The following is a 14,919-nucleotide window of genomic DNA, read 5'->3' on the forward strand; positions in this document are numbered from 1 at the left end:
CCGTGAACTCCCGATGACACCCCGGCGCCCGGAGCTACTGCACGAGCGTGATGCGGTCCGTGGCGGGCGGGGCCAGCGGCGCGGCGGCCGTGGAGTGCGCGGCCAGGTAGGCGTTGAACAGGTCCAGGTCGGATGCGCCGACCAGCTTGTTCGTACCCTGACCCAGGGCCGCGAAGCCGTCACCGCCGCCCGCGAGGAACTCGTTCATCGCGACGCGGTACGTCTTCGCCGGGTCGATCGCCTCACCGTTCAGACGGATCGTTTCCGCGACCACCCGCTCGGCACCGGACTTCGTCATGTCCAGCGTGTAGGTGAGGCCCTTCGAGACCTGGAGGATCTTCGGGGACGCCTCGTTGGAGCCGCTGACCTGCTGCTGGAGCGCGGCGACGAGTTGCGCGCCGGTCAGGTCGACGACGTTCATCATGTTGGTGAACGGCTGGACGGTGAACGCCTCGCCGTACGTCACCACCCCGTCGCCCTCGCCGCCCGACGCCGCGTACACCAGGTCCGAGCGGATGCCGCCCGGGTTCATGAACGCGACGACCGCGCCGCCCTTGTCCTCGGGGGCCAGGCCCTCCAGCTGGGCGTCCGCGATCAGGTTGCCCAGCGGCTTCTCGGGAGAGGTGGAACCGCGGCCGTTGATGTCGGCCGAGATGAAGCCCTGCGGGCGGCCGGCGATCGGCGCGGCGAGCGTGTTCCAGCGGGCGATGAGCGCCGTCATGTCGGTGGCCTTGGCCTGGTCCCGGCTGACGACGTGGTTGGCCGACTCCACCGACGTACGCACGATGTCCTTGGTGCGGCGGTCGTAGGTGAGGGTCGTGTCGGTGTAGACCTTGCCGAACGACGACGCCGAGGTGACCATGCGCGGCTTGCCCGAGGGGTCCGGGACCGTGCAGACGTACGCCTGGTGGGTGTGGCCCGTGACCAGGGCGTCGACCTTCGGCGTGATGCCCTTGGCGATGTCGGTGATCGGTCCGGAGATGCCGTCACCGACGCCCGGGCTGTCGCAGTCGTAGTTGTACGAGGAGGAGGCCGGGGCCCCGCCCTCGTGGATCAGCGCGACGATGGACTTGACGCCCTGCCGGTCGAGCTCCTTGGCGTACTTGTTGACCGTCTCGATCTCGTCGTGGAACTCCAGTCCCTTGACGCCGTTGGCCGTGACGATGTTCGGCGTGCCCTCCAGGGTCACCCCGATGAAGCCGATCTTGACGCCGTTCTTCTTCCAGACCGTGTACGGCTTGAGGATCGGCTTCCCGGTCTTCTCGTCCGTCACGTTGGCCGCGAGGTACGGGAAGTCCGCCCCCTCGAACTTCTTGTCCTTCTCGTAGCAGCCCTCGACGGGGTGGCAGCCGCCGTTCTGCAGACGGGCGAGCTCCGTGGCCCCCTCGTCGAACTCGTGGTTGCCCACGGCCGTCACGTCGAGGTCGAGGCCGTTGAGCGCCTCGATGGTGGGCTCGTCGTGGAAGAGCCCCGAGAGCAGCGGGCTCGCTCCCACCATGTCGCCGCCGGCCGCCGTGACGGAGTACGGGTTGCCCTTGCGCGCGGTGCGCAGCGAGGTGGCGAGGTACTCGACGCCTCCGGCCGGGACCGACTTCACCGTACCGTCGGCCTGCGTCTCACTGACCGTCCCGGCGGAGCCGGCCGGCGGCTCCAGGTTGCCGTGCAGGTCGTTGAAGGAGAGCAGTTGCACGTCGACGGTGCGGGACGAGTGGCCGTGACCGTGGCCGTTTCCCCGGTCATGGGCGTCGGCCGGCATCGCTGCGACGAGCGCGCCGACGGTGGCCAGTCCGGCCGCGGCGGCGAGCACCCGCCGGGGCGCACGGTTCTTCTGCGGATGCGGAGTCGCTGACATCGGTCCCCTTCGAGTCTCTGGATCCTGCGAGCCGCAGCCTAGAGTCAACGCGCGTAGCGCGACAGGGTTCCGTGGTTACGAGCTGGTTGCTTCCAGGTCCGAAGCACCGCACACGCCACAACTCGCACATCCCGGCCCATCCGGACAGCTGACGTCGCGTCACTGTCACATCTGCACTACAGCAACGCCACAGGATGATGCGCGCTACGCGCGCAGCACACCCGCCGGATCGACTTCCGGGCCTCGCGTCACCTCGCCATACGGTGTGAAGGCCGCCCCGACCAGGGCATTTCGCCGAGCCGGACGCCGAGGAGGCATGTCGGCACCACGCCTTAGTCTCCGCCTCATGAGATCTACGAAGCTTCTTGTCCCCCTGCTCGCGGCCGGTCTGCTCACCACCGGCTGCGGTTCCGACGACGCCGCCACCGGCAGTGGCAGCGCCGCCGACCCCGGTAAGCGCACGTCGGGCTCCACGTCCGGCTCCGACTCCGGGTCCGGCGGCCAGGCGGCCGGAAAGGACCTGCCGGTCGCGATCGACGGTCCACAGAAGGACGTACTGAAGTCGGGGGACAAGGGGCTGGAGATCACCCCGGAACCCGCACGCGGAGCATCGTTCGCCGAGCAGGTGAAGCACCGGCTGCGCGAGGACGTCGTCCGCTCCACCAAGGTGCCGGGCAAGACCGAGGCGGACTGCCCGGACGGCGTGACCCAGAAGGCCTCTGCGGTCAGCACGTGCACCGTGACCTACGAGGGGGCCGAGATCCCCTACGAGGTCACGATCAGCGACTCCTACCGCGAGGGCAGCTTCATCACCTCGTACACCGCCAAGCCCCAGAAGGGCCTGCTGGTCGCGAAGGCCGTGTACAACACCTTCGACGAGCAGTACGGCGCCGACTCCGGGCGGAGCGACGCGAGCAAGCTCTCCTGCGACGAGATCCCAGCGGCGAAGGCCTTCGACTGGGACTCCGACAGCGGCTACACCTGCCAGTACTGGAGCGAGTACGGCGGCGAGGACGGCGACGGCGGCTACAAGACCCTGCGGATCACCATCGGCCCCTCGGGCTACACCGCGCCCGGCTTCGAGGAAGTCGAGTAGGGCGCCCGGCCGCCCGGCGGCCGTTCCCGCGAACAGGCGGGGGGTACCCCGCCCGGCGAGGTGCCCCCCGCCGACCGCGCAGGGCTGCCCCGTCCGCACAACGGGGCGCCGTCGCGGACCGCAGAGCGCGCCCCGTGCGTCCGCTGGGGTGTTCCCGCGAGCGCCGGGCCCGGCCGCCGTAGGCTCGTACCCATGACGACTGACGTACCCCTCCCCTCCCCCGGGCGCGAGATCGAGACGCTCGACGCGCTCACCGCCGAGCAGGCCCAGGCGGTGTCCGCCCTCCTCGACGAGGCCGCGGAGACCGACGGACGGCAGGCGGTCTCGGAGCAGGGGCGGTTGCAGCTGAGGGGCGGGCACCGGGAGGGCGTCCGGCATTTCCTGCTCACCGTCGACGGCGTGCTCGCCGGCTACGCGCAGTTGGAGGACGCCGACCCCGTCGAGGCCCCCGCCGCCGAACTCGTCGTCCACCCCTCCCACCGCGGACGCGGACACGGTCGCGCCCTGGGTGCCGCGCTCCTCGCCGTGACCGGGAAGCGTCTGCGGGTCTGGGCGCACGGCGGCAAGTCGGCCGCCCGGCATCTCGCACAGGTGCTGGGGCTCTCCCTCTTCCGCGAACTGCGCCAGCTGCGCCGCTCCTTGGCCGACCTCGACATCCCCGAGCCGTCCCTCCCGCCGGGCGTCACCGTCCGCACCTTCGTCCCGGGGCAGGACGACGCGGCCTGGCTCGCCGTCAACAGGGCGGCCTTCGCCCACCATCCCGAGCAGGGCTCCCTCACCCAGCGCGACCTGGACGACCGCAAGGCCGCACCGTGGTTCGACCCCGAGGGCTTCTTCCTGGCCGAGCGCGACGGCGGGATCATCGGCTTCCACTGGACGAAGGTGCACGCCGAGGACGAGCTCGGCGAGGTCTACGTCGTCGGCGTCCTCCCCGACGCCCAGGGCGGCGGGCTCGGCAAGGCGCTCACCGCCATCGGACTGCGACACCTGGCCTCCCGGGGGCTGCCGACGGCGATGCTCTACGTGGACGCGGACAACCCGGCCGCCCTGTCGGTGTACGAGCGGATGGGCTTCGCCACGCACGAGGTCGACCTGATGTACCGCACGGAGTCCTGACCGGGCACAACCACCCCAGGGGCGGCGTCATTTGACTCCGCCCCTTCTTTACGCCACCCTTTCACTACTCAATTAGTGAAAGGGTGGTGCAGATGGCAGGATCCGCAGCGGTCGAGTTCCGCATCGACCGGCGCAGCGGCGTCGCCACCTATCTGCAGATCGTGCAGCAGGCCAAGCAGGCGCTCCGCCTGGGTGTGCTGGAGCCGGGCGACCGTCTGCCGACGGCCCGTGAGGTCGTCGAGGCCACGGCGATCAATCCGAACACCGTGCTCAAGGCCTACCGCGAGCTGGAACGCGAAGGCCTCGTGGAGGCCCGCCGCGGCCTCGGCACCTTCGTCCGCCGCACCCTGGGCAGCGCCGCGGTCACCACCGACGCGCCCCTGCGCGCCGAACTCACCGCGTGGACCCGCAGGGCCCGCGCCGCGGGCCTGGACAAGGACGACGTGAGCGCGCTCTTCACCGACGTACTGGACAGCACATTCAAGGGGGACCAGGACTCATGACAGGCGCCGCGATCGAGGCGAACGGCCTCGGTATGACGTACGGACGGAAGCGGGGGTGGGCCCTGCGCGACTGCTCGTTCCGGCTGCCCGCAGGACGGGTCTGCGCCCTCGTCGGGCCCAACGGAGCCGGGAAGTCCACACTGCTCGCCCTCACCGCCGGCCTGCTCCGGCCCACCGAGGGATCGGTGCGCGTCCTCGGCACCGGCCCCGAGGAGGCGCGGCCCCACCTCGCCTACGTCTCCCAGGACAAGCCGCTGTATCCCCAGCTCACCGTGGCCGACACCCTGTGGGCGGGCCAGGAGCTCAACCCCGCCACCTGGGACCGCGCGGCCGCCGACCGGGTCGCCGGAAAGCTTCCGCAGGACGCGAAGGTCCGCTCCCTCTCCGGCGGCCAGCGGACCCGGCTCGCCCTCGCACTCGCGCTGGGCAAGCGGCCCCGACTGATGCTGCTGGACGAGCCGATGGCCGACCTCGACCCGCTGGCCCGGCACGAGCTGATGGGTCTCCTGATGGTCGAGGCCGCCGAGAACGCCACCACCATCGTGATGTCCTCGCACATCCTCACCGAGCTCGAAGGCTCCTGCGACTACCTCCTGTTCGTCGACGGCGGCCGGGTCCGGCTCGGCGGCGAGAGCGAGGACATCGTCGCCGCGCACGCCCTGGTCACCGGCCGGGCCCGCGACCTCACCCCGCACACCGTCGTCGAGTCACGCACGACGGGACGTCAGCTCACCGCACTCGTACGCAAGGAGGGTCCGGTGGACCCCGCCGACTGGGACGTCACGCAGCCCTCCCTGGAGGAACTGCTGCTCGCCCACCTCCGCTCCCCGGAGGCACCGCCGCTGCTCACCCCCAGCGCGTCCAACGAACCGGCCCGGACGGTGGCAGCCGCATGAGCACTCTCACCCCCCTGCGCGGCACCGCCCGCGTCGTCGTACGCCAGCACCGCAGCACCCTGCGCGTCGCGGGGCTCCTCGCCCTGGCGGGAGCCGTCGCCCTCATCGGCTTCGCTCTGTGGGCGTCCCACGTCATCGACAGCTTCGAGGCCGGTTCCTGCGAGGCCTCGGGCCTCTCGGGCCCCGCGTGCGACCAGCGGATCGTGGACTTCAGCGGGTCGATGTCCTTCTTCCAGAGAGGGCTCACGTCGGCCGGGCTGGTCCTGACGGTCCTGCCCGGGCTCGTGAGCGCGTTCGTCGCCGGCCCCCTGATCGCCCGGGAGCTGGAGAGCGGCACCTACCGGGTGGCCTGGACCCAGTCCGTCACGCCCACCCGCTGGCTGGTGGCCAAGCTCGCCGTGCCCACCGTGTTCCTCGTCGCCGGCGTGACCGTGCTGTCCGCCGTCCTCGCCTGGGCACAGACGCGGACGGCCACCGACTACACGGTCGACTGGTTCGACGCCCCGGTCTTCGGCGCGACCGCCCCCGTGGTCATCGGCTACACCCTGCTCGGCATCGCCGTCGGCGCGCTCACGGGCCTGCTGGTGCACCGCACCGTGGCCGCGACGGCGGTGTCCGTCGTCGTCACCGGCGCGGTGATGGTCGCGCTCGGGTCCCTGCGAAGCAGCCTCTGGCCCCTGGAGACCACGATCGGCACGACCGACGGACACCTGGACGTCCCCATCGAGTCCTGGGTGCTCGACCTCGGCCGCGTCACCGCGAGCGGCGACCGGCTGCCCACGGACGTGTGCTGGCGGGGCGGCGCGAGCGAGGCGCAGACGGCCCGCTGCATGGCCGAGCGCGACATCACCGGCTGGTTCGTCGACCACCACCCGCCGTCCCACCTCTGGCCCCTCCAGCTCGTCGAGACGGGCATCGTGCTCGTCCTCGCCGCCCTGGCCGTCGCCGTCGCGTTCCGGGTCCTGCGCCGCCGCACCGCCTGAGAGCCCCCTCCTGTCCGGGCCCCGGGGGGAGCCCGGGCGGGAGGTTCACCTACGGTGAGAAGGGAGCGGCACCCGCAGTCACACCGCTTCCTGTACGTCATGTCACCGTTACCGGCCATTCAGACAGCCTTGCGACCCTCACGGGATGCAGCCAGCTGTGCCCACCCCCCGCAACGGGAGCGGCCCCGGACCAGGGGCCACTTCCGCTCCTTCCGCGATCTTTCCGGGCTCCGACGCGCCTGAGGAGCCGAAGGCGCGGAAGAATAGGTCCATGAGCCAGCAGCCCAGCTCCGAGGTCCCGGTCCAGCCCGCCCAGCCGTCGGTCGGCTCCCTCGCCGCCCACCGGCCCCACGCCGTCGCGGGCGCGGTGCCCACGGCGCTGTCCACCGCCGCCGATCTCGACCCCGATCTGGACAACGACCCGGACGCGTACGAGCCCGAGGGCGACGGCGACGAGCTGCCGCAGGGACGGTTCCTCGACCGGGAACGCAGTTGGCTCGCGTTCAACGAACGCGTACTGGAACTCGCCGAGGACCCCGCCACACCACTACTCGAACGGGCTAATTTCCTCGCGATCTTCGCCTCGAACCTGGACGAGTTCTTCATGGTCCGGGTCGCCGGCCTCAAGCGCCGTATCGCGACCGGTGTCGCCACCCGCTCCGCGTCCGGGCTGCAGCCCCGCGAGGTCCTCGACCTGATCTGGACCCGCTCCCGGGAGCTCATGGCACGCCACGCCGCCTGCTACCAGCAGGACATCGCGCCGGCCCTGTCCGACGAGGGCATCCAGCTGGTCCGCTGGCCCGAGCTGACCGAGAAGGAACAGGCCCGCCTCTTCACCTTCTTCCGGCAGCGGGTCTTCCCCGTGCTGACCCCGCTGGCCGTGGACCCCGCGCACCCGTTCCCGTACATCTCCGGGCTCTCGCTGAACCTCGCCGTCGTCGTGCGCAACCCGGTCAGCGGCCACCGCCACTTCGCCCGCGTCAAGGTGCCGCCGCTGCTCACCCGCTTCCTGGAGGCGTCCCCCCAGCGCTACGTCCCGATAGAGGACATCATCGCGGCGCACCTCGAAGAGCTCTTCCCCGGCATGGAGGTCCTCGCGCACCACATGTTCCGGGTCACCAGGAACGAGGACCTGGAGGTCGAGGAGGACGACGCCGAGAATCTGCTCCAGGCCCTGGAGAAGGAGCTCATGCGGCGCCGCTTCGGCCCGCCGGTCCGCCTGGAGGTCGAGGAGTCCATCGACCCGTACGTCCTGGACCTGCTCGTGCGCGAGCTGAAGATCTCCGAGACCGAGCTCTACCCGCTGCCGGGTCCGCTCGACCTCACCGGACTGTTCGGCATCGCGTCGCTGGACCGGCCCGAGCTGAAGTACCCCAAGTTCATCGCCGGCACCCACCGCGACCTGGCCGAGGTCGAGTCCGCCTCCGCCCCCGACATATTCGCCGCCCTGCGCGAACGCGATGTGCTGCTGCACCACCCGTACGACTCCTTCTCGACCTCCGTCCAGGCCTTCCTGGAGCAGGCGGCGGGCGATCCGGACGTCCTCGCGATCAAGCAGACCCTGTACCGGACCTCGGGCGACTCGCCGATAGTGGACGCCCTGATCGACGCCGCCGAATCCGGCAAGCAGGTCCTCGTCCTCGTCGAGATCAAGGCACGCTTCGACGAGCAGGCCAACATCAAGTGGGCCCGCAAGCTGGAGGAGTCCGGCTGCCACGTCGTCTACGGCCTCGTCGGCCTCAAGACCCACTGCAAGCTGTCGCTCGTCGTGCGCCAGGAGGGCGACACGCTGCGCCGCTACTCCCACGTCGGCACCGGCAACTACCACCCCAAGACGGCCCGGCTCTACGAGGACCTCGGCCTGCTGACCGCGGACCCGCAGGTCGGCGCGGACCTGTCCGACCTCTTCAACCGGCTCTCCGGTTACTCCCGCCGCGAGACCTACCGCCGGCTGCTGGTCGCCCCGAAGTCCCTGCGCGACGGCCTGATCGCCCGTATCGACAAGGAGATCACCCACCAGCGCGCCGGACGCCTCGCCTACGTGCGCATCAAGGTCAACTCGATGGTCGACGAGGCGGTCATCGACGCCTGCTACCGGGCGGGCCAGGCCGGTGTGCCGGTCGACATCTGGGTGCGCGGCATCTGCGCGATCCGCCCCGGCGTGACCGGACTCTCCGAGAACATCCGGGTCCGCTCGATACTCGGCCGCTTCCTCGAACACTCCCGGCTCTTCGCCTTCGGCAACGGCGGCGAACCCGAAGTGTGGTTCGGCAGCGCCGACATGATGCACCGTAACCTCGACCGCCGGATCGAAGCACTGGTCCGCGTCACCGACCCCGCGCATCGCGCCGCCCTCAGCAGGCTCCTGGAAACAGGTATGTCCGACACCACCTCCTCCTGGCACCTGGGCCCCGACGGAAACTGGACCCGGCACTCCACGGACGCGGACGGACAACCACTGCGGCACGTACAAGAGATGCTCATTGACGCCCGGAGGCGCCGGCGTGCGACGCCCTGACCACCAGACGACGACCGTTTCCGCGGAAGCAGTCCTCGCGCCCTACCTGCGCGAACAGGCCGCCTGCTTCCTACGGGGCCTGCGGCTGCACCACGAGCACAGCGTCCCCGCGGACGCCGGCACGCAGAGCGCCGACGACGCCGCACGCGCGCTGCGCCACGCGGCGCGCCGCATCAGCGGAACGCTGCACACCTTCCGGGGTGCGCTCGACCCCGCCTGGGCCGACCAGCTCCGCGCCGAGCTGGCCTGGCTCTCCGGCACCCTGGCCCGCGAACACGCGTACGCCACCCGGCTCGGCCGGCTCCTGGAGGCGCTGCACCAGCTCTCCGGCGCCTCGCTCCCGGCGGCCCGGCCCGCCTCGGGCGAGGGCCCGGACGGCAGCGACAAGGAGCGGGCGGCGCTCGGTGTGGGCGCGGCCCGGGCCGGAGCGCTCCTGGAGCGCCGGCTGACCCTCGCCAGGACCCGCGCCCACTCGGCGGCGCTCCAGGCCCTGGGCTCCTCCCGCTTCCACGCCGTCGCCGACGCCGTGGCGCTGCTCGCCTCGGACGTCCCCCTGTCGGCCTCGGCGGCGGAGCCGGCCGAGGAGGTGCTGCGCGCACCGGCGGAGCTGGCCGAGCAGCTGATGCTGGACGCGGTGGCCGCACTCCCGCCCGACGAGGCGGTGGAGCCGTACAACGAGGCCCACGACGCCCTCTGGTACCAGGCACGCCTGCTGCTGCGGCTCCACCGGTACGCGCACGAGATGCTGCGGGGCGCCCCCGATCCGGCCCTCGCCGGGCCGGGACACGCACTGGACCTGCACCGGGACGCGGCAGAGGCCGCCGCGGCCGCCGCGGCGGCGGCGCGCACCCCGCGCATCGCCCCCGCGACGGCGTACGCCCTGGGCGTGCTCCACGCCGACCAGCGGCACGAGGTGGAGGCGGCGCGCGCCGTGTTCCGTGAGGCCTGGCCGTACGCGGCAGCCGTGACCGCGTCATGAGCGACACGCCGGTCCTGGCCGCGGGGTGCGTGCTGTGGCGCCGCGCCCCGGGCGGCGGCCTGGAGATCTGCCTGGTCCACCGTCCGCGCTACGACGACTGGTCCTTCCCCAAGGGCAAGCTGAAACGCGGCGAGACGACGCTGGAGGCCGCCCTGCGCGAGGTCCTGGAGGAGACGGGACACCACTGTGCGCCGGGCGCCGCCCTGCCCACCGCCCGGTACCTGGCGAACGGGCGCCCCAAAGAGGTCAGCTACTGGGCGGCGGAGGCGGCGGACGGCGCTTTCGAGCCGAACGACGAGGTAGACCGGCTGGCGTGGCTCACCCCCGGCGCGGCCCGTGCCCGCCTGAGCCGCCCCGGCGACCGCGTCCAGCTGGACGCCTTCCTGGAGAGCGCCCCGCCGGCCTGAGGACTCGCCGGCCGGCCGCCCTGTCCCGCCCCCGCAGGGCCGAGGACCGCGCCGGCCTGCCCTTCCGACCCGCCCCCGGGCCGCCCGGCACACGCGTACGTCACCGCCGGGTCCGCCGGCCACGCCCCCGGCCCCCTCCGGCCGCTCCGCCGCGCGACGGAACCAGCCCGCCCGACACGGTTCACCTGCCGTTCACTCTCCCCCGCAGGCCGCTTCACCTGTTCTGCCTAATTTCGGACGTACAAGGTGCACGGCGCCAAGCCGCCGCACCGATCCTCATCGCACGCCGCCTCGTCCCCACCAGCCGCGGCGGCTCCTGGAAGGAACACCCCGAAAGTGAAGCTTCAGCGCAAGAACCGGCTTCGTGCCACCGCGCTCGGTGCCCTCGCCGTCTCCGGCGCCCTGGTCCTCACGGCGTGCGGTTCGGATGACAACACCGGCGCCGACGCTGACGGCGGCAAGACCAGCGCCGCCGCGTCGAACATCAAGTGCGACGGCGCCGAGGGCCAGCTGCGCGCTTCCGGGTCCAGCGCCCAGAAGAACGCGATGGACCTCTGGGTCAAGAACTACATGGCCGCCTGCTCCGGCGTGGAGATCAACTACAGCTCCTCCTCCTCCGGTGAGGGCATCGTCGCCTTCAACCAGGGCACCGTCGGCTTCGCCGGCTCGGACTCCGCCCTGAAGCCCGAAGAGGTCACCGCGTCGAAGGCCATCTGCAAGACGGGCCAGGGCATCAACCTCCCGATGGTCGGCGGACCGATCGCGATCGGCTTCCACGTCGAGGGCGTCGACAAGCTGACGCTGGACGCCTCCACGCTCGCCAAGATCTTCGACAGCAAGATCAAGAAGTGGAACGACCCGGCGATCGCCGCGCTCAACGAGGGCGTCACGCTGCCGGCCAAGGACATCCAGGCCTTCCACCGCTCCGAGGACTCCGGCACCACGCAGAACCTCGGCAAGTACCTGAACGCCGCGGCCCCGAGCGACTGGAAGTACGAGGCCGAGAAGAAGTGGCCGGCCCCCGGTGGCCAGGCCGCGTCCGGCTCCTCCGGTGTCGCCAGCCAGGTGAAGGCCGTCGACGGCTCCATCGGCTACTTCGAGCTGTCGTACGCCAAGTCCCAGGACATCACCACCGTCGACATCGACACCGGTGGCGCCGCCCCGGTCGAGGCCACCTCGGAGAACGCCTCCAAGGCCATCGCCGCCGCCAAGGTCAAGGGCACCGGCAAGGACCTGGCGCTCGACCTCGACTACACCACCAAGGCCGAGGGCGCCTACCCGCTGGTCCTCGTGACGTACGAGGTCGTCTGCGACACCGGCAACAAGGCCGACACCCTCGGCACCGTCAAGTCCTTCCTGACCTACACCGCCTCCGCGGACGGCCAGAAGGTCCTCACCGACGCCGGCTACGCCCCGATCCCCGAGGCGATCAACGCCAAGGTCCGCGAGACGGTCGCCGGGCTCAAGTAACCCGGCCCGCACGACACGCACGCACAGGCGGGCCGGTCCGGCGCACCCCTCCGGACCGGCCCCCCACCGCCCGACCATCCGGTGCACCGCCGCCAGGGGAGCCAGCCGCTCCCCCACACAGACCGGAAAGACCATGGCTTCCACCACACCGCTCGACATCCCACCGGCTCCGCCGGAAACACGCGGCCGCCCCAAGTCCACCGGGCGCGCAGGCGACAAGATCTTCCTGGGCCTCTCACGCGGCTCGGGCATTCTGCTGCTCGTGGTCATGGCGTCGATCGCCGTGTTCCTCAGCTACCGCTCCTACCTGGCGATATCGCAGAACGAGGGCAACTTCCTCACCACCTTCGACTGGAACCCGGCCGGTGACCCACCGGTCTTCGGCATCGCGGTCCTGCTCTTCGGCACCGTCGTCAGCTCGATCATCGCGATGGTCATCGCGGTTCCGATCGCTGTCGGCATCGCCCTCTTCATCTCGCACTACGCGCCGCGCAAGCTGGCCGCCCCCATCGCCTTCGTGATCGACCTGCTCGCCGCGGTCCCCAGCATCATCTACGGCATCTGGGGCGCGCTCGTCCTCGTTCCGTACCTGGAGGGCCTGAACCTCTGGCTCGACCAGTTCTTCGGCTGGACGTACGTCTTCGACCAGACCGAGATCGGGGTGCCCCGCTCGCTCTTCACCGTCGGCATCCTGCTCGCGATCATGATCCTGCCGATCGTGACCAGCGTCAGCCGCGAGGTCTTCCTCCAGGTCCCGAAGATGAACGAGGAAGCGGCGCTCGCCCTCGGCGCCACCCGCTGGGAGGTCATCCGCCTCTCGGTCCTGCCCTTCGGCCGCTCCGGCATCATGTCGGCGTCGATGCTCGGCCTGGGCCGGGCGCTCGGCGAGACGATGGCCGTCGCCACGGTCCTCTCCCCGAGCTTCCTGATCTCGCTGCACATCCTGAACCCCGGCGGCGGGACCTTCGCACAGAACATCGCCGCCAAGTTCGGCGAGGCCGACGAGTTCGTCGGGCGTGACGCCCTGATCGCCTCGGGCCTCGTCCTCTTCGTCCTCACCCTGCTGGTCAACGGCGCGGCCCGGCTCATCATCGCCCGCCGCAAGGAGTACTCGGGGGCCAACGCATGAGCAACGCCACCACCACCGACATCCAGGACGACCGTCCGCGGATCTCGCCGGAACCCGGCAAGGCCGGCCTCAGCAGCCGCAGCCTTCCCCGCTGGTCCCCGATCGGCTTCGCCGCCGTGGCGATCGCACTCGGCGTGGGGATCTCCCTGGCGGCCGGCTGGCACAGCCGCGTCCAGTGGGGCCTGATCTCCGCCCTGTTCTTCCTGGCCATCTCGTACGTCGTGACGAGCGTGGTCGAGAACAAGCGCCAGGCCAAGGACCGCCTCGCCACCAGCATCGTCTGGGTGTGCTTCCTCATCGCCGTCGTCCCGCTCGCCTCGCTGCTCTGGACCACGGTCAGCCGCGGCATCGAGCGCCTCGACGGCTACTTCCTCACCCACTCGATGGCCGGTGTCCTCGGCTACGAGCACACCGGCGGTGTCTACCACGCCCTGATCGGCACCCTGGAGCAGGTCGGGATCGCCACGGTGATCTCCGTCCCGCTCGGCCTGCTGACCGCGGTCTACCTGGTGGAGTACGGCAGGGGCGCGCTCGCCAAGGCCGTCACCTTCTTCGTCGACGTCATGACGGGCATCCCGTCCATCGTGGCCGGTCTCTTCATCCTGTCGATCATGCTGATGGCGAAGCTGGACTACTCCGGCCTGATGGGCTCGCTGGCCCTGACCATCCTGATGATCCCGGTCGTGGTCCGCTCCACCGAGGAGATGCTCAAGCTCGTCCCCAACGAGCTCCGCGAGGCCTCCCTCGCCCTCGGCATCCCGAAGTGGCGCACCATCCTGAAGGTGGTCCTCCCGACCGCGATCGGCGGCATCACGACGGGCGTCATGCTCGCCATCGCCCGTATCGCCGGTGAGACCGCGCCGATCATGCTGCTGGTCTTCGGCAGCCAGCTGATCAACACCAACCCCTTCGAAGGCGCCCAGTCCTCACTGCCGTTCTACATCTACGAGCAGTACAAGGTCGGCGAGGTCGCGTCCTACGACCGCGCCTGGGCCGCAGCACTGGTGCTGATCGCCTTCGTCATGATCCTCAATCTGGTGGCCCGCGGCATCGCCCGCTGGAAGGCCCCGAAGACCGGCCGCTGAGGCCACGCAGAAAGCAGTTGATTCCACATGGCCAAGCGCATCGACATCGGCGGCCTCTCCGCCTTCTACGGCTCCCACAAGGCCATCGAGGACATCTCGATGACCGTGGAACCCCGCTCCGTGACGGCGTTCATCGGCCCGTCCGGCTGCGGTAAGTCCACCTTCCTGCGCACCCTGAACCGCATGCACGAGGTCACCCCCGGCGGCCGCGTCGAGGGCAAGGTGCTGCTGGACGACGAGAACCTCTACGGCTCCGGCGTCGACCCCGTCACCGTGCGCCGCACGGTCGGCATGGTCTTCCAGCGCCCGAACCCCTTCCCGACCATGTCGATCTTCGACAACGTCGCGGCGGGCCTGCGGCTGAACGGCTCGTACCGCAAGAACGAGCTGTCGGACATCGTCGAGCGGTCCCTCAAGGGCGCCAACCTCTGGAACGAGGTCAAGGACCGCCTGAACAAGCCGGGCTCCGGCCTCTCCGGCGGACAGCAGCAGCGCCTGTGCATCGCCCGCGCGATCGCGGTCGAGCCGGACGTGCTGCTGATGGACGAGCCGTGCTCGGCGCTCGACCCGATCTCGACCCTCGCCATCGAGGACCTGATCGGCGAGCTCAAGGAGCGCTTCACGATCGTCATCGTGACGCACAACATGCAGCAGGCGGCACGCGTCTCGGACCGGACGGCGTTCTTCAACCTCTCGGCGGTGGGCAAGCCCGGCCGGCTGATCGAGATCGACGAGACGGAGCGGATCTTCTCCAACCCGTCGGTCCAGGCGACCGAGGACTACATCTCGGGCCGCTTCGGATAAACCACAGACGGCCTTGGGGTGCTGCATGGCGGTGCCACCACAAGGCGAAGGGCCCGCCCCCGCTCTCCACAGGAGAGCAGG

General features: G+C 70.7%; 13 protein-coding genes. 12 read left to right on the top strand and 1 reads right to left on the bottom strand.

Annotated elements, in window-relative coordinates; genetic code table 11:
- Positions 1-34: 34 nt before the first annotated feature.
- A complete protein-coding gene (locus ACZ32T_RS10450; RefSeq protein WP_467366242.1) occupies positions 35-1,852 on the bottom strand; it encodes a bifunctional metallophosphatase/5'-nucleotidase in 1,818 nt (605 codons plus the stop codon).
- 346 nt (positions 1,853-2,198) lie between these two features.
- Between ACZ32T_RS10450 and ACZ32T_RS10455 the strand changes: the two genes are divergently transcribed.
- The 12 genes from ACZ32T_RS10455 to pstB all read left to right on the top strand — a co-directional run bounded on the left by ACZ32T_RS10455 (position 2,199) and on the right by pstB (position 14,838).
- Positions 2,199-2,948: a hypothetical protein gene (locus ACZ32T_RS10455; protein WP_467272797.1), complete on the top strand. Its 750-nt coding sequence runs from the start codon at positions 2,199-2,201 to the stop codon at positions 2,946-2,948.
- 192 nt (positions 2,949-3,140) lie between these two features.
- Positions 3,141-4,064, top strand: a complete 924-nt coding sequence (gene mshD, locus ACZ32T_RS10460; RefSeq protein WP_467366244.1) for a mycothiol synthase — start codon at positions 3,141-3,143, stop codon at positions 4,062-4,064.
- Between the two features lie 92 nt (positions 4,065-4,156).
- Positions 4,157-4,567, top strand: coding sequence for a GntR family transcriptional regulator (locus tag ACZ32T_RS10465; RefSeq protein WP_467366246.1), 411 nt, complete (start codon positions 4,157-4,159; stop codon positions 4,565-4,567).
- Positions 4,564-5,463 (top strand): ABC transporter ATP-binding protein, encoded by a 900-nt coding sequence (locus ACZ32T_RS10470; protein ID WP_467272803.1) that lies wholly within the window; start codon positions 4,564-4,566, stop codon positions 5,461-5,463. Before ACZ32T_RS10465 ends, ACZ32T_RS10470 begins: the two co-directional genes overlap by 4 nt.
- Positions 5,460-6,446: a hypothetical protein gene (locus tag ACZ32T_RS10475; RefSeq protein ID WP_467366248.1), complete on the top strand. Its 987-nt coding sequence runs from the start codon at positions 5,460-5,462 to the stop codon at positions 6,444-6,446. Before ACZ32T_RS10470 ends, ACZ32T_RS10475 begins: the two co-directional genes overlap by 4 nt.
- A gap of 271 nt (positions 6,447-6,717) precedes the next feature.
- On the top strand, positions 6,718-8,964 hold the full coding sequence (locus ACZ32T_RS10480; protein ID WP_467272807.1) for an RNA degradosome polyphosphate kinase: 2,247 nt from the start codon (positions 6,718-6,720) through the stop codon (positions 8,962-8,964).
- Positions 8,951-9,943 carry a CHAD domain-containing protein gene (locus tag ACZ32T_RS10485; protein ID WP_467366250.1) on the top strand — a complete coding sequence of 331 codons (993 nt, stop codon included), beginning with the start codon at positions 8,951-8,953 and terminating at the stop codon, positions 9,941-9,943. The genes ACZ32T_RS10480 and ACZ32T_RS10485 overlap by 14 nt, the downstream gene beginning before the upstream one ends.
- Positions 9,940-10,350 carry an NUDIX hydrolase gene (locus tag ACZ32T_RS10490; RefSeq protein WP_467272810.1) on the top strand — a complete coding sequence of 137 codons (411 nt, stop codon included), beginning with the start codon at positions 9,940-9,942 and terminating at the stop codon, positions 10,348-10,350. Before ACZ32T_RS10485 ends, ACZ32T_RS10490 begins: the two co-directional genes overlap by 4 nt.
- Before the next feature lie 336 nt (positions 10,351-10,686).
- The gene (pstS, locus tag ACZ32T_RS10495) at positions 10,687-11,820 is read left to right on the top strand and encodes a phosphate ABC transporter substrate-binding protein PstS (RefSeq protein ID WP_467272812.1); all 1,134 of its coding nucleotides are present in this window, start codon (positions 10,687-10,689) and stop codon (positions 11,818-11,820) included.
- 133 nt (positions 11,821-11,953) lie between these two features.
- Positions 11,954-12,949: a phosphate ABC transporter permease subunit PstC gene (gene pstC, locus ACZ32T_RS10500; protein ID WP_467272814.1), complete on the top strand. Its 996-nt coding sequence runs from the start codon at positions 11,954-11,956 to the stop codon at positions 12,947-12,949.
- Positions 12,946-14,034: a phosphate ABC transporter permease PstA gene (gene pstA / locus ACZ32T_RS10505; protein WP_467272816.1), complete on the top strand. Its 1,089-nt coding sequence runs from the start codon at positions 12,946-12,948 to the stop codon at positions 14,032-14,034. Before pstC ends, pstA begins: the two co-directional genes overlap by 4 nt.
- A gap of 27 nt (positions 14,035-14,061) precedes the next feature.
- A complete protein-coding gene (pstB, locus tag ACZ32T_RS10510; protein ID WP_467272818.1) occupies positions 14,062-14,838 on the top strand; it encodes a phosphate ABC transporter ATP-binding protein PstB in 777 nt (258 codons plus the stop codon).
- Positions 14,839-14,919: the final 81 nt, after the last annotated feature.

Source organism: Streptomyces sp. NPDC023573 (assembly GCF_055559735.1).

Excerpts from the sequence above, each read along its gene's own strand:
- ACZ32T_RS10465 (WP_467366246.1), top strand. The coding sequence starts at position 4,157 with ATGGCAGGATCCGCAGCGGTCGAGTTCCGCATCGACCGGCGCAGCGGC.
- ACZ32T_RS10480 (WP_467272807.1), top strand. The coding sequence starts at position 6,718 with ATGAGCCAGCAGCCCAGCTCCGAGGTCCCGGTCCAGCCCGCCCAGCCG.
- ACZ32T_RS10475 (WP_467366248.1), top strand. The coding sequence starts at position 5,460 with ATGAGCACTCTCACCCCCCTGCGCGGCACCGCCCGCGTCGTCGTACGC.
- ACZ32T_RS10490 (WP_467272810.1), top strand. The coding sequence starts at position 9,940 with ATGAGCGACACGCCGGTCCTGGCCGCGGGGTGCGTGCTGTGGCGCCGC.
- pstA (WP_467272816.1), top strand. The coding sequence starts at position 12,946 with ATGAGCAACGCCACCACCACCGACATCCAGGACGACCGTCCGCGGATC.
- ACZ32T_RS10450 (WP_467366242.1), bottom strand. The coding sequence starts at position 1,852 with ATGTCAGCGACTCCGCATCCGCAGAAGAACCGTGCGCCCCGGCGGGTG.
- pstC (WP_467272814.1), top strand. The coding sequence starts at position 11,954 with ATGGCTTCCACCACACCGCTCGACATCCCACCGGCTCCGCCGGAAACA.
- ACZ32T_RS10455 (WP_467272797.1), top strand. The coding sequence starts at position 2,199 with ATGAGATCTACGAAGCTTCTTGTCCCCCTGCTCGCGGCCGGTCTGCTC.
- ACZ32T_RS10470 (WP_467272803.1), top strand. The coding sequence starts at position 4,564 with ATGACAGGCGCCGCGATCGAGGCGAACGGCCTCGGTATGACGTACGGA.
- pstB (WP_467272818.1), top strand. The coding sequence starts at position 14,062 with ATGGCCAAGCGCATCGACATCGGCGGCCTCTCCGCCTTCTACGGCTCC.
- mshD (WP_467366244.1), top strand. The coding sequence starts at position 3,141 with ATGACGACTGACGTACCCCTCCCCTCCCCCGGGCGCGAGATCGAGACG.